Here is a 24,231-nt window from a genome sequence, read left to right on the forward strand (position 1 = left end):
ATTATAAAGTATATGTGTATGAAAGGGGAAGAACGGGATGTATTTTTTAATAAGAAACATACTGGAGGAATGCAGCGCAGAACAGTGTCACGATGCTGATTCCGCATTTGTGGCCGTACTTACTCCGGAACAGTGGGCAAGCGAGAGTGAAAACTTCGACATGGGCATTGACTTTGACCTCAACAATGACGAGGTCATGACCACCAAGGCTGAGGTTAACTATGATTCACTGACAGGAACCTTTGTGATTCCCACACAATCCTCAGGGGCGTCAGAACTGCAGAGATTCTCTTATGTTCTGGATGAAACTGGAATTGTCTTTATCGATCGGGGAGAAACCGTACTTAACATAATAAAGAAGATACAGAGATTCAAGAAGTGGAAAAAGCCATGTCTAGAGCGCTTTTTATACGACTTTTTGGAACTTATAATCCATAATGATCTCCAGATAATGCAAAAATACGAGCTGGAGCTTGATCAGATTGAGAAACAGATAATGAATGACGCTGAGGAAGCCCAGATACAGCGAAACAACGAGCTTCGAGGCGATATAAGAGACCTTCGTATCCACTATGAGCAGCTGCTGGACCTTGCTCAGGAGTTTGAGGAGAACGAGAACGGCTTCTTTAAGGAGGATAACCTCAGATACTTTAGCATGTTCTCGGGCCGTGTTGACAGGCTTTACAACACAGCCACTCACCTTCGTGACTACACTATTCAGCTGAACGACCTCTATCAGTCACAGCTTGATGTGCGTCAGAACCGCATAATGACTGTGCTTACCGTGGTTACCACAATCTTCATGCCTCTGACCCTCATCGTTGGCTGGTATGGAATGAACTTTAAATACATGCCTGAGCTGGAGTCTCAGCTCGGATATCCGATAGTTATCGGCCTGAGTATCCTTATTGTTGTTGGAAGCCTTACTTTCTTCAAGGTCAAGAAGATACTCTGATAAAGGAGAAACCTGATGGCTTTGTATGCCCTGGGAGATCTGCATCTGTCCTTTCAGTCCGACAAAAACATGGACATCTTTGGCAAAGTCTGGAGAAATCATGACAAGCAGATAGAAAAGAACTGTAACAAGCTCATAACAGACGACGATACCCTGGTCCTTGTGGGAGACCACACCTGGGGCAGAAGGCTTGAAGACTGCCGGCTGGACCTTCAGTTTATTGAAGACCTTCCGGGGAAAAAGGTGCTGATAAGGGGCAACCACGACACCTTCTGGCAGGCAAAAAAGACGAATCGCCTCAATGAAATGTACAAGGGGCGACTTTTCTTTTTACAGAACAACTACTTCCCCTACGGGGATTATGCAATCGTTGGCACCAAAGGCTATTGCTATGAGGGATTTGATACCCGCGAACATGCTGCCATGCTGGTTGAGCGTGAGGCGAAGCGGTTAAAAGAGTCCTTCGAGGCAGCAAGAGCCGACGGATATGAGAAATTTGTGATGTTTTTGCACTATCCGCCCACCGGAATCGGGGAAAAGACAAGCCGGTTTACCTTTATGGCATCGGCCTACGGGGTAGAGCAGGTGATTTATGCCCACTGTCACGGGGAAGAGAGATTCCATGACAGTCTTTTGGGGAAGGTAGGCGGCGTTAAGTACAGCCTGGTTTCCGGGGATTATCTGAAATTTAAGCCCATGAAGGTTATGGACTAAGTATATCTTCTATAATAAAGGACGTGATTTGAAATGACAATTGAAGCTTATATGAATCCTGATTTTACATGGCCCAAGAAGCTGATCTTCTTTATTGTGGCGGTTTTGGCCATAGTAGTTGGAAATCTTTTGATCCTGGCATGGAACAAGATAGCAGAGCCGGGCAAGGGAAAAGGGGCGGACAGACGCAGAAAAGACAATTACTACCGCATGTCTGAGTACTTTTATGAGCTGATAATCTCGGCTACTTCCGTTATGTCTTTTGCCTGTGCTTATGTGGTGCTAAACCACGTGTACAACCTGTACAACGGATCGTATCAGGCAGGGGCTTTGGGGACCTTTCTCTACGCATGGGAGAACTGGAAGGATTTTGTACTTCTTCTCATGATATGCCTCTCCTGTGTGCTGAATTCGTTGCTTGATAAATTCATCATACCTATCAAGGGCCTTACAAGAGACCAGATTGCATCTGTCAGGATGCTGGGTATGTTCTATGCGATCATAGTACTGTTGTATCTTAATGTTATTGGCGATGAGAGCGAGTACGCCCCTGTAATGATGTACTATCTGGGGCTTATGGTCGGTCGTTTTGTCTATTTTGATGCATCTTTCATGGATTTTATTACGGCAATGAAGAGAACTATAGTAAGAACACCGCTTCTGGTGCTGGGACTGGCGATTTCTGGAGGCCTTAGCTTTTTTGGATTTAGCGCCGGATTTCTGCTGGAGCGAAATTACTATATTGTTGGCGTGTTCTATACCCATGTATTCCTGCTGATCGCAGTGTTTGCGCTGCATCACGGACGCCAGATTTATCATATTATCAAGAAAAAGAAAGCTGATGGCGGAAGACGACATGAACATGATGAGAGTGAAGATTCCGGCGATTACGCTGATTTTGATTAAAGAGGTATATAAATGATTCAGGATATCGGTCCCTTACAGCTAAATAACCACTATGACCCGGCGATCAAGGCGGATGATGAGAGCCTTATTGTTGTTTTTAAGGGAAAAGACATTTTACTACATTTAAATGAAGAGACCGGAGAGATGGCATATCCGTGCCTTTCGGAGATAACGGGTACTAATTTAGAGGAACTTGTATACATCTTTGGGATAGGTGAAGAGAAGTTTTTCCTGTATCTTGGGGATGTGGGTGCTATTTCTTTTGATGAGGAGAAGTTTGCATTTGCCGGTTTTGCAGGGGTGAGGAGCAGGCTCTTTTCCCCAAAACACTATGTGTATGCGGCCTTCACAGCATATCAGCTCTCGGAATGGTACGATGTCACAAGGTTCTGCGGAAAATGTGGTGCAAGAAACGATAACGACAAGGTCGAGAGGGCAAGAGTATGCCCTAAGTGCGGGAACAAGATATATCCGAGGATAAATCCGGCGGTTATTATAGGAGTCACAGATAAAGAGAGCAACAGGCTGATCCTCACAAAGTACAGGACTGGATTTGGTCACAATGCACTGGTGGCGGGCTTTACGGAGATCGGAGAGACTCTTGAAGAGACTGTTCAACGCGAAGTTATGGAGGAAGTAGGCCTTAAGGTTAACAATATCAGGTATTACAAGTCTCAGCCCTGGGGAATAGCCAGTGACGTTTTGGCGGGATTCTTCTGTGATGTGACAGGGGATAAAGAGATAAAGATGGACAATCAGGAGCTGAAGTACGCTGAGTGGAATGCTCCTGAGGAGATAGTTCTGCAGCCCATGGATTACAGCTTGACCAACGAGATGATGAAGCTGTTTAAGGATAAGGGATATAAGGGGACTGTTTAATAACGGGCGATATTGGTGTGATGAGGGAACTACTGAATGAAATGCAGCAACTGTGGAAATGAAATTGAACCCGGAGCCAGATACTGCAACGTGTGTGGTTTCTTTATTGTGCCTGAAGATGAGAGCGTAGAGATTACAGAACCCGTGGTACCTAAACAGAGAAAAGGAGTCGTGCTACTTTTGGCGGCTCTATTTGTTTTGCTGGGATTATTGGTTACTGCGTATATCCTGCCTCAGATTATTAAATATATGATTGTGGAAAAGCAGTTTAAGTCTGAGATGAATGCTGTGGAAGTTCAGGATGAGGAGGATGAAGAGACAGAGGAGGAAGAATTCCAAGGCCTAAGTGCATTGGGAGAACCCGGCGATAAGCTCATGATGGTTGATGAGATCATCTACAATGATCAGGGCGGAGTGATTACAGGGATTTATGACGGAGAATCAAGGGTTGGAGATTTCTATGTCAATGAGGCCCAAAATGCCGGTGTGCTCTACGATTCAAGAAAAATTTGTCTTTACATAACTCCGGATCTGAATACGGTTCCGCTGGCTGAGAACGTATACGATGCAGGGCTTTCCTACAGCGGGGATTATGTCTTTTACAAAATAATAGATCAGAAATTTAATAAGTATCTCTACTTATATGATGTTAAAACGGGTGATGAATATAAAGTTGAGGAGACAGATACCACAGAAATGGTCATGTCTCCCAGCGGTGAGTATATTGCGTACATTAAGCATGATGAACTCGATTATAACAAAAAGCTCCTTACTATCAGCGGATGGGGCTTAAAGCCTGCGGTTCTGACGGGGGATGTGGACGAAATCTATGCTGTTTCCGATGATGGAAAGATGATCGTTTACAGTACTTATAAGGATGGGAGCAGGACTCTGTTTTGCTGGGATGATGGCAATATCGTGCAGCTGGCGGATGACTATGTTGTCTCTATGCATTTTAACAGGGATTGCAGTTTCTTCTTATATGAAGGAGAAAATGGAGTGTACTGCTTTGAACCCGGGATGGATGAGCCTATGCAGCTGATTGGTGGAATGGCTTTAAGTGTTCGCATAGACGGGAAAAGGCAGAAAGTATCCCCCAGGCATGTGAATAGATTTCTTTACGCATCGAAGACTCTGACCGGTGCTATGATCAAAACTACAGATGGTCTGTATATGTTAAAAGACAATATGGAGTTAATGCGCGCTGATGATGATGCTTATGGCGCTCTTCTTATAAACAGGCTGGAAGATAAGGATATCTGTGTGTATTACGATGGTCACGGGCTTGCTTATAATATTGTGGGCTTTGATGGAAGTATAACTACCATAAATCCTATTGGCGAAGGCTTTCCGGGCGGATATGCCATAAATGATGACGGATCAGTTCTGTGGTATTACGACAGTAATGAAGAGCAGGTCTATATGGTAGATATGACAACCGGCAGTATGAGCACTGTATTCGGAAAGGTGACTGAAAAGGGAACGATTTCTCTTTTGTATGATTCTTATACCCAGAGATGTTTCTTTATATCAGAGGACGGATGCTGCTATGGAGCGTCTGCAGACGGCGATATACTTGAGTTTGCCACGGATTGCGCCGAGCCTTATACAAGCTACAGGTATGACGATATGGTGGGTTATAAAGAAAAAAGTCGTGAAGGTTATAATCATATTTTGGTTTTTGGACGTTTCGTAGAGCTCTCAAACTAATCAAATTCTAAAATTTATAAACAGACTGTCAGAATCTGTTTCCAAAAAATATCCTAATTCTAAAACAATCATAAAAACAACCCCAAATCACAAAAATCACACTATTTTATGACTCTTTTGTGACTGTCACAGATGTAATGTGTTCTCATCGGTTTACGAAACATGTTCACTCACGGATGAGGACCTAGTAAAGGAGAACACATTATGAAGTATTTATCATCAAACGGTAGAGAAGAGTCAAGAACAAATAAGGGAAGAACCAGCAAGCTTACATTCGCATATATACTTGCTGCTTTCTTCCTTTCATTTGGTCTTATGTTTGCAGGATCAGTTACATCTTACGCGACTGAGGACGAAGATGATTTAACTCCTCCAACAACAGGAACAGAAACACCTGGAACAACAGAAACAATGACAGACGAAGAGCGAGCTGCAGCAGAAGAGGCAGCAAGGATTGCAGCGGAGCAGGCTGAGGCAGCAAGGATTGCAGCGGAGCAAGCTGAAGCAGAAAGACTTGCAGCAGCGCAGGCAGAAGCAGAAAGGCTTGCAGCAGCGCAGGCAGAAGCAGAAAGACTTGCAGCAGCGCAGGCAGAAGCAGAGGAAGCAGCAAGGCTCGCAGCAGAGGAAGCGGCAAGGCTCGCAGCAGAGCAGGCTGCAGCAGCGCAGGCAGAATTAGATAGGGTTTTGGCAGAGCAGGCTGCAGCAGCGCAGGCAGAAGCAGAAAGGCTTGCTGCAGAGAAAGCTGCAACACCAAAGATCACATTTGCATGGGATAACACTGTAGAATCCGGAGCAACAGTAAGTGACGGAACACAAGGAACAGGCAGACTTGAAGGTTATTCAACAACAGTTAATCATTACACATCAACAACAGGCGATGATATAACAACTATTTTTCTTCATACCAATGATGGTTCAAATATAACTCTTAAAGAGGAAGACTTCGATCTTTCAGGGATTGGAGAAGGCTATACAGTAGAATATGACCTTGATTGCGGAATTGTCAATATTGTAAAAGTCAAGGAAAAACCAGCAACATCAAGTACAACAGAAACAACTGAGACCACAAATACAACAACAGGTCCAAAGACAACAGTATATTATCAGTTTACAGAAGTGCATGAGATTGATACATCTTCAGCAAACGAATATTATTTTGTGCCTTATACATATGGCGCATTAACTGGTGACAACGCTATGATAGGTGTTCCAATAGGAACAGCTACACTTTTTACAGATATGTCTCTTGCTCCTGAAGGTAAAACATATAACACGGGAAAGCTCGGAACTCAGAATTCCTATGCGTTTGACCAGCTAGTTACATATAATAATCTTGAAAATACTGAAGCAAATAAAGCCAAAATACTAAACAATGTTTTTGTAGCAGAGAAAGGCAATGGTTTTGACAGCTGTAAAGAAGGAGCACTATATTATCTTGATTGGGGTGAGAGTGGTAGTTTTAAGGTAACTACTGATGGTAAGGAATATGAAATTAATCAGTTAATGGGATATTGGTGTGGATACGGTGGTGCACAAGCCTTCTATGGTTACTATGGCAATATCTTTGGAAGAGTATATACATATCTTAAGGCTGAAGTAACAGCAGATAGTTTAACAGCAAAAGCTAAAGAAGGTGCTTTTGACAATGTTGGATTAGATGGCTTAAAGCTTACAGATAAAGACATCGCGTCATATCTGGATGTTAGTCTTCAAATTGGAGAAAAGGACTATTTAGTAGGTGGATGTACCGTTGAGGACGGAACTCTTGATTATTTAAAGGGTGACGATACAATATCCATCAAGTTCGGAAATACAACAAAGACTATTAAGGTTGACTTATCAAGTCTTGGTAAGCAGGTTTGGGAAAGAGATCACAAGGGCATGCGTGAGGCTGCTTCAGTAAGTGGTAGCGACGTTGCAGCGCTTCAGAGAGCAATCGCAGAAGGTCTTGCAAATGAATTAGTTGGTGCAAACAACGAAGATCTTCAGGCTCTTAGCGAAAAGCTTGCAGCAGCAATCTGGCAGCAAAACAACCAGGAAGCTCTTGCGTTAGATGCAAATGATCCTTTCAACTATGATGCTATAACAAAAGCAAGTGCTAACTATGCTAAAGTTGATAATAATGTTAAGAAGTATATGAATACTACTTCTAAGGGCATCTCTGACAGATGGGTAATTGTTGAGAGGAAAGTTAATGACGAAGCAGATAAGTTTATGGCAGCAAGACTTAAGGATGCCAAGACTAATCCTTCAGATGAAGATACAAATCCTTATGCAGATGCAACAGCAGATAACACAGATAAGATTCTTGCTTCAAAGGGTGATTATGACAAGCTTGCACCGGCAATCAAGAGATTTATTGATGAAAAGTACACAAAAGCTAACACAGGTACAGAAAATGCAGCTCTTACATATGCAGAAATCTATGAGAGAGCACTTAACATCAAGACAACAGCAGACGCTTTCGTTGAGAAGTACGCTTCAATCCTTGTAAAGAAGGATAACGAAGAGGACCCAGACCAGAGAGAAACATACAACAGAACAAATACATCTAACTATGCACAGATCATAAGCGGAGCAAACGCTTGGAAGAACCTCACAGAGGAAGAGCGTAAGTATATCAACAAGGCCCTTAACCTTGGAAATGGCGAAGTTGGCGCAGAGGGTGGAGTTCTTACAAATGAGATCACATTCGAAAAGCTCCTTGCAGACGCATATGCTCTTAGAGAGTTACTTAACAGACCAGCTCCTGAAGCTTTTGATCCATACGATGGACCAGAGGAAGTGTACCCTGTATTCCTTCCTAAGAAAGAAGTTAAGAAGGAAGAGCCTGTAGTAGTAGAGACAAAGACAGAACACAACACAAAGAAGCATTCAACAGGCAATTCAACAAAGAAGACAACTGACGACTCTAAGCTTCGCAAAGAGAATGATAATGCATTAGAGAAAATATTCAACAACCTTACAAAGAAAGAAAACGAGAAGACAGACGTTCTCGCAATGCTTGAGAAGACTGTAAACCAGATTGCTTCATCTATTACAGAGACAGCAAAGGCTACATTTGGTAACGGCGCAATCCTCATCAACGTTCAGTCATGGCTTGCAAACACAGAGTCAGGCGAGGGAATGTGGACAGATTCAAGTGCAAGAAATAAGCACCTTGAAGCAAATCAGTCACAGGTTAGCTACACACTTGAGAATGCAGACAGACTTGCTGCATCAGTTCTTACAACATCAGAGCTCAACGACGTAAACAACGGCGATACAATGGAGATCAGACTTCGTATCAATCCTAACGAGGATAAGGTTTCCAAAGAGCACAAGAACCAGTTTGACGATGCAATGGTAGCAGTTCAGGACAGCTTTGTAGGACTTACAAAGGGCGAATACCTTGACATTTCACTTGAGAAGCGTCGTAACAACGGTGCTTGGCAGTACATTCCTGAGACAGAGGATGCAGTAAGAATCGCAATCGATGTACCTGCAAACCTTGTACAGAGCGGAAGAACATTCTTCATCATCAGAAACCATGATGGTGAGTGCACAATCCTTAGAGACCTTGATGACAACGATGAGACACTGACAATCGAGACAGACAGATTCTCAGATTACCTTGTTATCTACGATGATAACTTTGCAGAGTCTGCTAAGAATGCAGCATCAGGAACACTTTACGGATCAGCAGCAGGAACAACACCTACATATAACAATGGAAATACAAACGTAGTAATGTATGTAGTTACATTCCTTGCAATCCTCTTCATGGTAATCGTAGTTATCTCTATGAGAAGAAGAGATGAAGAGAGATAATTCAAAGTAAATAAAAAACTTCGGCAGGAGACCGAAAGGTCTCCTGTTTATTTTGAATCGAAAAGACGATATAATATATATGAAGTGTTTGCAATTTCAAAAAACCGTCTGTATTCGATTTTGCGAGGTGATTTATTGAATATAATAGCTTTGGATGACGAAAAACTCGCTATGGAGGGTATCTGTAATACAATCCGTAAAGTTTCGCCGGATGCTGAAGTAAACGGCTTCGTTTTGGTGGAGCCTGCCATAGCATATGCCAAAGACAATCAGGTGGATGTAGCATTTCTTGACATCGAAATGTACGACACCAATGGAATCGAAGTTGCCAAGCAGTTAAAAGAAATCCATCCGGATATCAACATTATCTTTTCCACAGGTTATAAAGAGTATATGGAAGAAGCCTTCGCTTTGTATGCAAGCGGATATATAACCAAGCCTGCCACTGAGGACAAGGTCAGGGAGCAGCTTGCAAATCTAAGGCGTCCGATTGAAGAAGATGGCAATGGCGTTGTCATAAAGACCTTTGGCAAGTTCGAGATCTTTGTCGATGACCTGCCACTTAAGTTTGCGTACAGCAAGAGTAAAGAGCTTCTGGCTATCCTTGTGGACAAGGAAGGCAGGATGTGTACTGTAGGTGAGCTCATGAGTGTGCTCTGGGAGGATGAGGATGATCTTGTTTCCCGTACTTCATATATGAGAAACCTTCAGTCTGACCTTACAAACACCCTAAAGAAAAGCGGTGCTGAAGATGTGCTTGTCAAGCAGCGCGGAATGCTTGGTGTTGATGTAAGCAAGGTGAAATGCGATCTCTACGATTTCCAAAAAGGTGGAGCAGCTGCCAAAAGCTCGTTCCACGGTGAATATATGTCACAATACAGCTGGGGAGAAGATAGGATCTCTGTTTTGGAGGAAGAAAAGTGCCGGAAATAAAGTATTTTTATACTTGTCTGGAATTATGGGGTAGTTTTTTTGCTAATGCTGTAGCAATCTACCTCTACCTCAGTAAATCGGTAATACGCAAACAGTATCGCACGCTTGGAGCGCTGGAACTGATAGTTGGTGTGATGCTCTTTTTTGATGCGGCTGCATGGTTTTTCAGGGGAGTTCCCGGCCCGGTTGTCCATTCTATTCTTATTGCTTCAAACTATATCACAATTCTGTGTAACGCTTTTTTGCCTGTGGCAGTCATGGCTTATACTGTCTATTCTGTTGAAAAAGAGTACAGAACCCACCGAATGCTTATGGTGGTCACCGGTATAGGCGCCTTCAATGGTCTGTTCTACATGATCGCCCAATCAAGGAATTTTATTTTCAGTATTGATCCGGTCACAAACCTCTATCACAGAGGAGCCGGATTCGGGATATGGTCCGCGCTGATATTGCTGGAAACTGCAGGAACCATCGTCTATCTGACAATAAAAAGGGAACACATAGAGAAAAGGCGTTTTATAGTCATTATGAGTTTTGTGATTCTCCCTCTTATCGCGTCCGTTCTTCAGATCTTCATATATGGCTTCTCTCTTTCAAACATAGCTATTATCATAGCTTCTGCCATATTGTTTGGGCAGGCTGTCAATTCCAATACAAAGCTTATGGTGGAACAGAGTCTTTTTATCGAAAATCAGGAAAAGATTCTGGAAGATCTCAGAACAAAAATTGCTCTATCCCAGATAAAACCTCACTTTCTATACAATGCACTGAATTCCATCTATGTTCTGTGTGATCAGGATCCTCCAAAAGCAAAGAAACTTATCAACAATCTTTCTGAGTATTTGAGAACCGATATTGGGTCTATCGAGTCGGGTAAGACAATATCATTTGAAAAAGAGCTTGACCATACCAATGTTTATCTTGAAATTGAGAAGGCACGCTTTGGTGACAGATTTGTCGTAGAGTATGACATTGAAGTCGCTGACTTCAATATTCCGCCTCTGACAATTCAGCCGCTTGTTGAAAATGCAGTAAAACACGGCGTTTGCAAGAAAAGTCCTAGTGACCCTGGCGTCATTGCCATTAGAACTGAACAGGGCTATGGATTTGTCAAAATAATCATAGCTGACAATGGTGTTGGATTTGATCTGGCGAAATATAACGCCATGGATAAATCATCGACCGATAAGATTGGCATCGCAAACGTAAGAGACAGGCTGAAGATTTTGGAAAATTCAGAGATGAATGTCTTTTCCGAACCCGGAAAGGGCACTACGGTTGAAATAATCATTCCCAATAAAGACAAATAAGGGGTATTTATATGGCTCATGTAAACATGTATATACAGCTTTATGCAGCTGTAGTACTTGCGATTATTCTGGTAGGCAATCTGCAAGTCAACCGAGATGTAAGAGACAGGAGCGTAAAGGTCTTTTACGTAATGATTTTTCTTGGTGTGATCATGCTCTTTGTCGGAGGTTGGGACAGCTATCTGCTGATTCCGATGCACAAGCTAAATCCCGGTTTGGAGTCATTGGCAGCCGGAATCAGCGATCTTGCCTATTTCCTGATAATTGGCCATTTCACCCTATATCTTGATCTGTATGACAGAGAAAAAGGCTACAAGGCAAGTATTCTTGCAAAAGCAGCGATGATCATCAGCTTTATATACGGAGTATTCTGGTTTATTTCCGATTTCACCGGAAGCATATATACTCAGAATGCAGAAGCTGTGAGCCACGGACCTATGTATTACCTGGGGCAGGTCGGTGGATATGTGACCACTCTTATAACAGTTATCATATTGATCAAAAGGGTCAAGAGTTTCAGGAAGCGTGAAACCATAGCGTTTATCTTGTTTATCGCAGGTCCGCTAATAGGCTCTCTTATTAGAGGTTTCTTAAAAGACATTACTCTGATGCCCCTTATGATATCGCTATCCCTTATCATCATTCAGGTATTTGTTCAGAATGCAAAAGAGATGCTCTTTAGGCAGAAGATGGTAGAGATGTCAGAGCTTCGGACGGATCTTCTCATGAGCAGGATGAAGCCCCATTTTATCTACAACGTATTAAACTCTATCTATGTGCTTTGCGATCACTCGGTTGATGAGGCTAAAAGAGCTATCGCACTCTTTGCACAGTATCTCAGGACAAGCCTTGTTGACCTGGATAGTCACAAACTGATACCTTTCGAAGAAGAGATACAATATGTCAAAAACTACGTAGAGATTGAGAAAATACGCTTTGGAGACAGGCTGGAGGTAGAGTACGACATTGAAGCAACTGACTTTTCTGTTCCGCCGCTGTGCATTCAGGCAATCGTTGAAAATGCCGTAAAACACGGTATCGAGAAGAAGGTCGGAGGAGGAATAATTAAGGTTTCTTCCAGAGAAGGAGGAGGGAACATTATTATTACCGTTGTGGACAACGGGGTAGGTTTTAGCGATGATGATGCTGCCAAAAACGAAAGGAAAAACGGTAAGCGAAAACACGTTGGAATCTACGCTGCAACTTATAGGCTTGAAAACCTGTGCGGTGGAAAGCTTGAATATAACAGTAAAAGAGGCGAAGGAACCACAGCGACCATCACGATGCCGAAAATTTAATAAACAAATCATAAAGAGCCTGGAATTAAAATTTCAGGCTCTTTTTATGCTTATTTTAGAGTTGAGATGCCGTATTTTAGAGATTTGTGACGCTTTTGTGACCGGCCGGTCGGTATCATCTTAGAAGGGAGGGGAGCACTATGTCTTGCATCGGAAGGTAGGAATTATGAGAAAAAACACATTTTCAAGGATGATGGCAATCGGTCTTAGCGCAGTTCTTACGTTTACCAACGTAGATATTAGAGCTTTTGCTGAGATTGGTGATGAAGGGCCAAGGAAGACCATAACAAATATACAGGAGATTGATGAGGAGATTGCTCGTCAAACTCTTTATATTGGCGCCTCCGAAGAGGATATCATATTCCCTGATACTCTGGATGTCACTGTGACATATCAGGAGGAAATAGAGACAAAGAGAAAGATTGAGAAGGATGATGAGATAGAGCCTGCAGGAGATTCATCAACTGAGGCTACTACCGAAGAGATTGATGAAGACCTTCCCGAGGATATAGATCCTGACGCTGATCCGGAGCAGAACCCGGAGATAACACCAGAGCCCGGAACGCCGGAGCCTGGGACACCAGACCCCGAAAATCCTGTGCCTGAAGTTCCGGAAGTAGAACCTGAACCGGAGCCTGCGTCCGAACCTGCACCTGAAGAGACTTCTGAGCCTGCGGATAATGCATCAGAGGAGTCCGGAGAGGACCTCATCGGCATGATCTTCCCTGCTATCAAGGCTTATGCAGCTTCTGACGAAGCGGATCTTGATAAGAGTGAAGAGATCGAAGAACCTAAGACAGAGCCTGAGGCGGATCCTGAGAATAAGGAAGGTGAGCCTGAAGAAGAACAGTACGAGATCGTAAAAGAGATCGTTACAATAACCGAAGACGTCACAATTGAAAATGTTAAGTGGGAACTGGATAAAGAGAACAGCTCTTTTGACAAATTCTCATCTGATGAAGCAGGGGCTGAGTTTGTTTATGTGCCTGCTATTTCTGATTTATATGAGGTAGAAGCTCTTTTACCTACTATCACAGTTAAAATCCTGAAGGAAGAAGTGCCCCTTGAGTACATGGTACTTGAGGCTGAGGGCGTTAGAGTAGAGGGTAATCTCCCTGTTGGAAGTACTCTGCAGGTAACACCAATTGACATATCCGAAGCTGAGAGTCTTTTGGATGATCCTAGCAGGGTTGTGCTGTATGCGCTGGATGTATGCATAATGCTGGACGGAGAAGAGATAGAACCCGATGAGTCTGTAAAGGTGACTTTGACTCCTCCTGCAGATATCGAGACAGAAGTTCTTGAAAATGAGACATTTGAGCTTGTTCATTTCCCGGATGAGAGCGAAAAGGAAGTTGTAGAGACACAGGTCAACGATCAGGGAGAGCTTGAGTTTGAAATGGATAGTTTTTCACCTATCGCATTAACAGCGTTAAAGGGAACCGGCGAAACTGATAATGTTGAACCTGCAACAGGACTTACATTTAATCAGGCTGTAACTGTTAAATTTGCTGACGCTTCACTTATCACAGAAGGCACATCAAAGATAAAGCTGACTCTGTACGGCAATATCGCAAATATGAACGTCAAAGAAGGCGGAAATGCCAGCACTGAGGCTTTCATAATTGGTGAGGCCAAGGAAATAGTTATTACTGAAGTTGATGATCCCGGTACAGGTAAGACAAGTGCAACCATTTCTACCAGCTTTGACTCAATCCCTGTTTATATCCAGGAGGGAACAGGTGATAAGACAGCCGGTGGAGAGGGCACATATAAGATACCTGAGGGCTTTTACGGAATCAAGATTGAGACTGTAGATGGTTATACACCTGAGAGTCTACCGGAGCCCGGCTATTATGCATTAAATCCCAAAAAGGATGACAATGATAAGATTTGGAGCACATCTACTATTACCATAAACAATAAGATCATGGAGCTCACAAGCCCCACTTTTAATCTTGAGTGGCAGGATAACAGAAACTATGCGGATAATCGTCCCTATTCCACTAAAGATGAGATCAATACTGGAGATGTGCCAACTATTCTGAGTAAGATTGATGTCTATTATCAGGACGGAGGTTCTTATGTCAAGGTAGATGGCGCACATCCAACATCTGTAAGCAGAACCTCTTTTAGTACCTGGAATGTAGCATTTAAAAACCTTCCTAAGAAGAACGAAGCAGGTGTAGCATACAGCTACTATGCAAAACTTGCTGATGGGTTCTATCCTGTGCAGTATTATCAGGCTTCAGGGGAATATGTAGCTCTTTCTGAAGGCACTACAGCAAAGCTTACGCTTACATATACGGATGCTATCACGGGAACTATTGTATGGCGAGCTGAGAGTGCAGTAGAGCTGCCTGAAATGATAAACAGTGGATTGTTTACCGATGCAGGAATGAAACTGTATAAGGCAGTTGGAAGTGCTGATCCGGCAGAGGTTACCGAAGGCTATACAGTCAGCTGGACAAAAGGTCAGAAAACCGATGGGCTTGATACACATGTTACCTGGCAATATTCAATCAGTGGACTTCCTTTATATGCAGCTAACGGTGATGCCATTGTGTACTATACAAAGATGGCTGAGACCTATACATACAGCGGAGCGACTAATCCGCCTACATTTAAATTCACCTATGATAACGGAACAGCATCAACAGACACAGATAAGTGTCTTTCCGGAGAGTTCATTTATGCCACTGTTATAGGTGACGCCGAATTCTCTTTTGACAAAGTATGGTACGACGGCAATGATACAGAGAGCGTAAACAGAAGAAGCCTTGCTATTACAAGAGGCATTACTCTGTACCTTTGGAGATATCCTATCAACAAGGAAATGAAGGACGGAGCTCCTGTTACTCATAATGCTGTTCAGTACATATATAAGTTAAAGGCTGCAGATGCAGGAAGTGAGAGCGTAAATGCGATTAACATTGAGCTCTCTCGTTTTGCTGTCTCCGGTGAGAAGTTCCCAAGCTACGACGAGATGGGATATAAATACGTATATTATGTGACTGAGGTTTCAAATTCAGAGCTGTACAAGACTGTTTACTGGAATCAGACCGGTGACTTTACAGGCAGTTCAAGTTATAAGGCTGTTAAGAATGGCGGAAAACTCTGCAATGTAAGAAACGGAAAGATTGCGCCTACAGTTACTAAGAACTGGAAAGTATCTGCAATATCAGATTATGTATCTTCAACCTGTGTATTTGAGCTTCAGAAGAAGGTTGATGGTAACTGGGTGGATGTAGCAAAGCATACTCTGACGGGATTCTCATCATCCAAGAAGAAGGTTACAGGAACATTCCAGTCTCAGGAGCTTTACAATGAACTGGGAAGAAGATATGAATATAGAGTTATTGAGAAGTCTGTTCAATCTGGAAATGGCGCGTATGCTGTATTTAACGGCGATGGTTGGCAGGAAGAGGGAACAGATGCGCTTAGCGCAATCTATGAGCTGAACAATTATACTTACAAGGCTACTACTAAGTATCAGGCTACAGTTGATGAGAACGGTGTTGAGTCAGCTGAAGCTACTGTAGTCAACAAGCTGTATGGTACTAAGAATGTCTATATCAGAAAACAGTGGTCCGGTGATTGGGATATAGGTGATGCAGATAAAGACAGTAAAACGGGTAATGTAACAATAGCGCTTAAGCGTGATGGTGCAGCCTATGCAACAATAGTGCTTGAAAAGCCTGCAAGCAAAACGGATGAAAAAGGCAGTGCCGGAACGTTTACACTGGATTGCAGTGATCCACTGGTTATTGCTGAGAATCAGACATATACCACATCTGCAGACGGTGCATATTGGGAAACTAAAGCTATAGTTGTTCCTGCCTATGATGAAGAAGGAAGACAGTACAACTATACAATCGAAGAGACAGGCGTTGTTACTGAGCAGACTTACGGTAAAGAGTACGACAGAAGTATTACCGGTAAGGAAATAAGACTCTATGTAAGGAACTACACCGGAAGTCAGACATCATCCATAAGAATCGATGTAAGCAAGACATGGAAGGACGACTCTGATTATTCTCAGAGAGGAGACGTTCTTATTGAGATTGGAACCTATGATGGTTCAACCTTTGTGCCATCAGAATACAGTATGACACTTACGGCCGGAAATGATTATCAGAGTCATGAATGGGTAGATCCGACAAAGTTTATGACGGCATCTGAGCGTGAGACCTATAATAATACAACTGATGAGAATACAAAAAAGGCCCTTAGGGCGAAAGCTATCCAGGATCATCTGAATATCCAGGCTACATTGAAAAACGGCACTGAAGTAAGAGAGATTAAGAAACAGGTTACTGAAGGTAATATAACTGACGGTGTAATTGAAGCTCTTGTTGATGAGAGCAGCAATTATTTCAGGCCCGGATATAAGGTTAACATTGTAAGGAATACAGCCGGAACCAGCTATACTATCACAAATACAAGGGTTGCCGGAAGGTCTTTTACCTTCACAAAGGTATGGCAAGATTCAGCAAACGCATTAAAGAGCAGAGGAGATTTCCTTAGGGTTGCTCTGTTCAGAGAAGTTAGCGGTGTTGAGACTGAGGTTGCCTATAGGGATATTCCTACTTATGTTTCTGGAGACGTACTAAACACTGATCTTACTGTTAAATTTGAGAGCTATTATCCTGCTTACGATGATAACGGAAATAACTATACTTATAGCGTTAAAGAGTATATCTGCAAGGGTACGCCTGCAACCGGAGAGATGCAGTGTGAAAACGGAAAGGAGAAGGATACACCTACTTCTAAGATACTCGTGGATGTAAATTCCACTAAGGATACAACAAAATCTGGTTACGTTGTAACTGTAGATCCTGTAACTACTGTATATAAATCAGTGGAGGGATCGGCGGATCTTGGTTACAGCGATGTGAACAGTGTGCGCATTGAAGATAACTATAAGTACACAAACCAGGCATCCGGTGCAAGAAGTGAAGTTGATTTCTATGTAATATGGCATGACAAGGCTAAGAGTGACCAGAGACCTGATATGTATCTCACGCTTTATTACAGCGTTAATGGAAGTACTCCGGCTCTTTATAACAGCTCGGTTATGGGCGAGTACACGGAGCGCTGGGAGAGCGTTATTGATGGAGATAAATATATTCAGAAGGCTATTTTCAGCGGACTTCCGATTGCTGATGCCGATGGTAATGTTTATACATACTATGTATCAGAGACCTTGAATAATGCGACATCGGACTATGATACGGATCACTATACTCAGCCTCTCTTTGATGAGGATGGGTTTAATGACTTTGCTGTTACGGAAGTGGATGTCGGCGATGACGTCCAGCTTCAGGCGTTAAGTACGCTTATACCTGATAGTGTAAAAGCTGAAGACGGAACAACTCCACTCACTCAGGAGGAGAGCTTTACCGTTACCGGCATTACGGACACGATTCAGATTGAGGGACGTAAGCTTTGGCAGGGCGTTCCTGAGGGTATTGATAAAGATAAGCTGCCAAATGCGTATATTTACCTGTTTAGATATAGTGAACATGATGATTCTAATAAAGCTCCTGTAGTAGCGGATACTGCGACCCAAACAGAGAAAATGGATGCTTACGATGAAAAAGCTGTAGCTGGTAATGAGACAGATGGTTCCAAATCTCCTCGCCAACTTAATCCGGCGAAGGCAATGTATGCGTTTGGAATCTACAGTGGCGATGGAGTGGCATCATATGCTCAGTTCCCTAAATATGATGATCTTGGATATCAATACAAGTACAGCGTCCGTGAAGTTATTTACAATACCTATGAGCATGAGCTTCCGGCGGATATCATGTATCCGATTTATTCGCTGTCTGATAACAATTCTGATCTGGTAAACCAGTATGTTCCACATACGCATAACATAAGAAGCTTTGAGATAACCAAGGAGTGGGATGTAACGAGTAGTTATGCAATTAAACCGGCAAAGGCAACATTCAGGCTTTACAGAAAAGAGCTTGATTCTGACGGCTATGGATATACTAATGACAATTATGCCAAAAACGACTTGGATTCCTCAGAAGAAGGAGCGGCAGCATATGCAGCAAACAATTTTGATATAGATAACGATGAGCTTGTTGCTACTCAAATCGTATATCGTCAGAATGATGAGACTACTACTAATACAATCTCCTGGGATAATTGCAAGATTTTTGCCCCAAGTGGAAAGCTATATTCCTACTATGTTGTTGAGATGATCGACGATATGCCGGGATATACGTCTACGGTCACAGGTACAGGAAATAATGCGATAATAACCCCTAAAACGGGCCAAGAAGGCATGTATATAGGTGTTGCCTTTGAAAATCATGGAATAGGACTCAGAGATACAGATGCACAAAACAAGAGAACAGAAACTTTCAGAAACAAATACAAATCAACAGAAAATATCCAGACCATTACATTCAGCAAGCAGTGGAACGTTGGAAATGCCCCAGCTGAAACGAAAACATCACTTGTCCCTTCTGTAGATATTGAGAATGGAACAAATGCTACAGTTAAGGCGCTGAACATAAAACTCTACGCCAAGGCAGTTACTCAGTCAGGAAAAGAAAATGATGATACGCTGAACTTTGTTGCGGGCACAGATTATACAATTTCCGTCGCAGTGGATTCTCAGGATCCAACGAAATGGAATTATACCATTACATTTAATGCAAATAAGGATGCGCCTGTATATTCTGCTAATGGTAATCTCTACAAATATTATGTAGAAGAGACCTTGAATTCTGAGTTTGTTAAGGCAAACTATACAGCAAGCAGGTCGGTCATCTCCAAGACAGCTACGGCAGGAGAACATTCCCTTGCTATTGGAACACTTTCAAATTCCCTTAAGGGAAGCTTTACTGTTCAAAAGAGATGGGATGACTTTAACAACGACTATGGCATGAGAGAAGGCTCTGTACAGTTTGATGTTTATTACAGCGTTGATGGAGGCACAAGCTGGACTAAATGCCGTGAGAATGTAGAGCTCAAGAGCGCAAACGGATGGAAGACTACATTCAGCGGACTTCCTATAACTGCTAATAATGACGGAGCTAAAGGCGCTGTTTATCAGTACAAGGTAGTTGAGACCAAGATTGTAACAGGAGATCAGACAATTACGGTTTCTGTACCTACCGGCACAATGGATGCTACATGGACTCCTCATGGAGAATCGGCAGATAGTGATGTCTTTTTCCAGCCTGTAGAAGCAGGAAACTACAAGGTTTATAATCCGGCAATCATTGAGACAATTGCAGGCGGAGCAACTAAGAAGATTGTAAACCAGCTGGATACAGATAATGCTACAACAAGTCTGACAGTTACCAAGATATGGAATGATGACTCCGATAAGTATGGTATAAGACCAACTAATCTTACTTTGAGGATTGATAAGTCAACCGATGGAAATACCTGGAGTGAAGTAACCAGAAGAACTCTTAGCAGCTCTAATTTCACAGTAAGCGGAAATACCTGGACATATAAATTTGATAACCTTCCTAAGTACTACGGAAGTGGCACAAGCAATGCATATCAGTACAGAGTTGTTGAAATTGCAATTGGTGGTACAGCTACCACCCTCGATAGCTCTTTTGCCGGAAAAGGCGGATCCTACAGTATTGCACACATTAATGGCTCTTCGGATGGCGCTTATACAACACAGATCATCAATACACTTATAACTAAGACCGGATCGATTCACGTTAAGAAGATCTGGAACAGTTCCGAGGCAGAGCGTCAGAATGTGGACGTGACTCTGTACAGTGCTAACTTTGAGGGTGGTGCAAATGGAGTTGTTACCAGTGAGAGCAGCCTTAAGCCCGTTACCTTTACCGGAAGCGTTAATACTCTTGGACATGGAGGCGAGTGCGAATATGCCGGCCTTCCAATGTACAACAAAGACGGCGCAACAATCGTCTATTATGTAAAAGAGACATCTACAGGCAGTTACAAGACACAGTATGCGTCAGGAGCAAACGCTTATCCTGCAGACGGCGCAGCCGTCGTTGATGCACTTCAACACACTACGGGAACCTCTGATGATTCTCTTTATGTAAAAGTGGTAAATACACCACTCACCAAGATCACCGGAACCAAGGTCTGGTCTGATGAAAACAATAAGTATTCACTTCGCCCTGCAAACGTTGTGCTTACTCTTCAGAGAAGGGTCGGCGAGGGAGCGTGGGAGAATGTTTCAGCCGATGAGCTTCACAAGACCAATGCAAGTGCGAGCCCTACAGTAACGGTAAAAGGTACTGCATGGAATGGCTCTATTGATAAGCTTCCGTTGTACGCACTTTCAGATGGTTCAAACCCTGCTAAATATCAGTACAGACTTGCTGAGCTTACTATTCCTAATGCGTATACCAGGAAGGTGAATACTGAGGTTTCGGCGCTTACACCTGAAGATGGCTATGCATATGGCGGATCTGATACAGCTCAGACCAGCACTGTTACCAACTATCTCATAACAAGAGGCGATATCACAGTAAACAAGGTTTGGAATACAAATAGCGAAGCAGATAAGCACGATGTATACGTTAAGCTATATTCCAAGAACCTTGAAAACGGAACAGATACAGGCGCAAATGCAGATGTTCCGGGCGCTACAGCTACACTTTCAGGGAGCAACTTAATCAAGACTTTCACAGGACTTCCTGCAGTAAACAAGGATGGCAACGAGATTGTTTACTACGTAGAAGAGACTGCAGATCCAAGATATGACACAGCTTACTACGTTCAGGATGGCACAGGCTTTGCCAAAGTGGAAAAGGCAAATGCAAAGAGCAGTGGAACAGGATCCTTTGAGTTTAAGATCGTAAATACACCACTTACCAAGATCACCGGAAGAAAGTTTTGGGAAGATGACAATAATGGATTTGGCTTAAGACCTGATGAACTGACTCTTACACTTCAGAGAAGGATTGGAAGCGGAGAGTGGGCAGATGTATCTGAGGATGAGCTTCACAATACAAATGCAACTGCAAGCCCTGTTGTTACTATTGAAGCAGGCTCCTGGGAAGCAACAATCGATAAGCTTCCACTGTACGTACTTTCTGATGGTGCAAATCCTGCGAAGTATCAGTATAGACTTGCAGAGCCGGTTTCCATCAGCGCTTATACAAGAGATAGGGCAAAAGAGATAACAGAGCTCTTACCGGATGATGGCTATGTATACGCTGGTTCTGATATGGAGCAGACCAGTGAAGTAACTAACTATCTTGTACTTAGAGACCAGGCAATAGAAGTAGAGAAGATCTGGAACACCGATAATGATTTACAGAAGAATGCTGTAGTGGTTAAGCTTCTTTCAAGGAATTTTGAGACCGGTACAGATGATGGAACAAGAGCTCTTTCTGTAGTAAAGAAGAACGGCGCCGAGTACATCAGAAACCTCAATGCAGGTGTTAACTGGAAGGCAGTGATTGAAGATCTTCCGCTTAAGAACAAGAGCGGCGAGTTCATCGTTTACTACATTTCTGAGACAACCGTGGACGGGGCTGCGACAGAATACTACTTATACAACGGTACGGACTTCGAAAAAGTACAGGAACAGCAGGTAAAGAGCGACGCGGAGAAAGCTCTTTTAACAAAGATAATCAATACCCCTTATACTACTGCAAGCGTAGAGAAGGTCTGGAGCGATGATTCAAACAAGTTCGGCACAAGGCCGGAGAGCACATTTGTAAAGCTTCAGAGAAAGGCTACGGCTGAGGAGAACTGGACTGATGTAACCGGACAGGCAGTTATAGAGCTCAATGAGACTAACAGCTGGAGAGCTTCTGTTGATAATCTGCCACTTTACGTGGAATACGCTGCAGGAGTTGATCCTGTAAGATATGAGTACAGATTCCTTGAGACCAATGCAGGCGGAATCCCATTCGTTCCTCTCGGATACAGTCTTGCTTCAGCAGATGCTGAGTATGCTCAGACCAACGACGGAACTGAGGCAGGTTACGTTACTACTTATGAATCAGACGCATATAAGACTGTTATTACCAATACGCTGATCACCAAGAGTATTACAGCAGTTAAGATCTGGGATGATAACTCTGATTCTCAGAAGATCAGACCGGCGGAGATTACTCTTTTCGTAGATGAAGCTGCAGGTTACGTTAAGTACGAAAATGCTCCTATCACAAACAAGAACCTCAATGTGACACCTACAAAGAGCAGCGACGGAAATACCTGGACATACGTATTTACAGGACTTCCTAAGTACGCGTATGGCACAGGCGCAAGCGCAGCAAATCCTACAGAGATTACTTATACGATCACTGAGGATGTTGAAACACCTTATGCGAACGGATTTATAATTCAGAATTACTATCAGACCACTTATGGCGTTGACGAGATCGCAACAACCATTACCAATACCGCGATGGAGAGTGATGGTGTGCTGCTGATTGAGAAGAAGATAGAGAAGAGAACTGATAGTGAGACAGTTACAACTTATGCATTCCCGTTCAAGGTAAGCTTTACAAGACCGGATAATACAGTAGTTCCTTATACCGGCAAGTACTACCTGTATGATGCTTCTATCGGCGATGAGGACCTTAGGACTGATGCTAAGGCTTCTGAGCCGGCATATGACAGGATTGAGCTGTCATCATCGGATGGAACTATCAGGATCCCTTCGGGCAAGGTTGCTGCGCTGGTTGGCATCAATACAATGTATCAGTACACAGTTACCGAGAATCCTAATCATGCGGGATATGAGGTAAAAGGGATTTCTGTTACCGATGGAAGTGCTACATCAGGTACTGAAGAAGATACGGCTGTTGGAGGAATCTACGGATATGCACAGGGTAAAGTGCCCACGGCTTCTGACGCTGCAGTAAGAGTGACAGTCACTAACTGGCTTCTGTATCTAACGGGTAAAAACTACCTTAAGGTTGAGAACACAACTGATGTAGTAACAAACAGCAAGGGCGAAGTTCTTACCGGCGGTGAAGTTAAGGTATATAAGAAGCGAATCGTTGTAGATGATCCGGAAAAAATCGGTCACGATGATTATGGTTATGTAAACGACGAGACTCCATATATTGAAGAGGCTATGTCAGTTGAGTTTGAGCCTGATGCAGCCAATGGTTATACATATTCCAACACCCTGACGATCAGCTGGTGGGCAGAAGGTGAAGACGGTGGAGCCGGAGCACCTCACCATGTAAGTATTTCGGGATATGTTTATACTGACGCAGCCGGAATTCAGCATCCATACACCGGCAGGATTGAAAAGAATGGCAATGTCATTTCTTCTGAAAGTGATTATGCGGAGTTTGAAGCTGTTTGGAGTCCTCTGCTCAGTGGCGATGCACCATTTAAGCATGTCACAGTGCTTGAAGGTTCAGTAGTCGTTACGCTGGCAAGTGCAGCAACCGAGATGCCTGCTAAGACTCTGGTACAGGTTGAGTTTAATGCGCCTCCAAAGCCTGCTCCTGCACCATCAGGTGGCGGTTCTGACAACAGTAGTAGCAGCGATAGCAACAGTGATAGCAATAGCAGCAGTAAAGCAGCTACAACAGTGGCTGTTGTGGCTACTGACAACAAAGTTCAGGATCAGATCACTCGCGATGGTTCAATACAGGGTGTAAGAACCGGCGACGATACACCGCTTACAGCGCTGATAATGCTCTTTATTGCCTTTGCACTTTGCTTCTCAGCAGTATTTGGCAAGTATATGCGCATTAAACCCGGCAAGAAATAATGATTTGAG

The 24,231-nt window shown here is 43.1% G+C and carries 10 protein-coding genes; all 10 read left to right on the forward strand.

From position 1 onward, the window contains the following. The first annotated feature begins 37 nt into the window (after positions 1-37). The 10 genes from G633_RS0105660 (at position 38) to G633_RS0105705 (ending at position 24,222) form a co-directional block, all read left to right on the forward strand. Positions 38-955, forward strand: coding sequence for a magnesium transporter CorA family protein (locus G633_RS0105660; RefSeq protein WP_026519321.1), 918 nt, complete (start codon positions 38-40; stop codon positions 953-955). 15 nt (positions 956-970) lie between these two features. Next, entirely contained in the window at positions 971-1,669 is a 699-nt protein-coding gene (locus G633_RS0105665) for a metallophosphoesterase (RefSeq protein WP_022767717.1), read from the forward strand. 33 nt (positions 1,670-1,702) lie between these two features. Continuing rightward, a complete protein-coding gene (locus G633_RS0105670; RefSeq protein ID WP_022767718.1) occupies positions 1,703-2,575 on the forward strand; it encodes a hypothetical protein in 873 nt (290 codons plus the stop codon). A gap of 12 nt (positions 2,576-2,587) precedes the next feature. Further along, positions 2,588-3,454 (forward strand): NAD(+) diphosphatase, encoded by an 867-nt coding sequence (gene nudC / locus G633_RS0105675; protein WP_022767719.1) that lies wholly within the window; start codon positions 2,588-2,590, stop codon positions 3,452-3,454. Positions 3,455-3,490: 36 nt separating this feature from the next. Next, entirely contained in the window at positions 3,491-5,164 is a 1,674-nt protein-coding gene (locus G633_RS0105680) for a zinc-ribbon domain-containing protein (protein WP_022767720.1), read from the forward strand. 204 nt (positions 5,165-5,368) lie between these two features. Next, a complete protein-coding gene (locus tag G633_RS20080) occupies positions 5,369-8,974 on the forward strand; it encodes a hypothetical protein (RefSeq protein ID WP_022767721.1) in 3,606 nt (1,201 codons plus the stop codon). 135 nt (positions 8,975-9,109) lie between these two features. Continuing rightward, positions 9,110-9,907 (forward strand): response regulator, encoded by a 798-nt coding sequence (locus G633_RS0105690; protein ID WP_026519322.1) that lies wholly within the window; start codon positions 9,110-9,112, stop codon positions 9,905-9,907. Continuing rightward, positions 9,895-11,217 (forward strand): sensor histidine kinase, encoded by a 1,323-nt coding sequence (locus G633_RS19130; protein ID WP_051199986.1) that lies wholly within the window; start codon positions 9,895-9,897, stop codon positions 11,215-11,217. The genes G633_RS0105690 and G633_RS19130 overlap by 13 nt, the downstream gene beginning before the upstream one ends. An 11-nt stretch (positions 11,218-11,228) precedes the next feature. Further along, positions 11,229-12,515, forward strand: a complete 1,287-nt coding sequence (locus G633_RS19135; RefSeq protein WP_051199988.1) for a sensor histidine kinase — start codon at positions 11,229-11,231, stop codon at positions 12,513-12,515. Positions 12,516-12,681: 166 nt separating this feature from the next. Then, positions 12,682-24,222 carry a Cna B-type domain-containing protein gene (locus G633_RS0105705; RefSeq protein ID WP_026519323.1) on the forward strand — a complete coding sequence of 3,847 codons (11,541 nt, stop codon included), beginning with the start codon at positions 12,682-12,684 and terminating at the stop codon, positions 24,220-24,222. The last annotated feature ends 9 nt before the right edge of the window (positions 24,223-24,231 follow it).

It is taken from the genome of Butyrivibrio sp. FCS006, assembly GCF_000424525.1.
Lineage (GTDB): Bacteria > Bacillota > Clostridia > Lachnospirales > Lachnospiraceae > Butyrivibrio.

Bases quoted from the DNA above. Each gene is read 5' to 3' on its own strand.
- G633_RS0105660 (WP_026519321.1), top strand. From the start codon at position 38: ATGTATTTTTTAATAAGAAACATACTGGAGGAATGCAGCGCAGAACAG.
- G633_RS0105665 (WP_022767717.1), top strand. From the start codon at position 971: ATGGCTTTGTATGCCCTGGGAGATCTGCATCTGTCCTTTCAGTCCGAC.
- G633_RS0105670 (WP_022767718.1), top strand. From the start codon at position 1,703: ATGACAATTGAAGCTTATATGAATCCTGATTTTACATGGCCCAAGAAG.
- nudC (WP_022767719.1), top strand. From the start codon at position 2,588: ATGATTCAGGATATCGGTCCCTTACAGCTAAATAACCACTATGACCCG.
- G633_RS0105680 (WP_022767720.1), top strand. From the start codon at position 3,491: ATGAAATGCAGCAACTGTGGAAATGAAATTGAACCCGGAGCCAGATAC.
- G633_RS20080 (WP_022767721.1), top strand. From the start codon at position 5,369: ATGAAGTATTTATCATCAAACGGTAGAGAAGAGTCAAGAACAAATAAG.
- G633_RS19135 (WP_051199988.1), top strand. From the start codon at position 11,229: ATGGCTCATGTAAACATGTATATACAGCTTTATGCAGCTGTAGTACTT.
- G633_RS0105705 (WP_026519323.1), top strand. From the start codon at position 12,682: ATGAGAAAAAACACATTTTCAAGGATGATGGCAATCGGTCTTAGCGCA.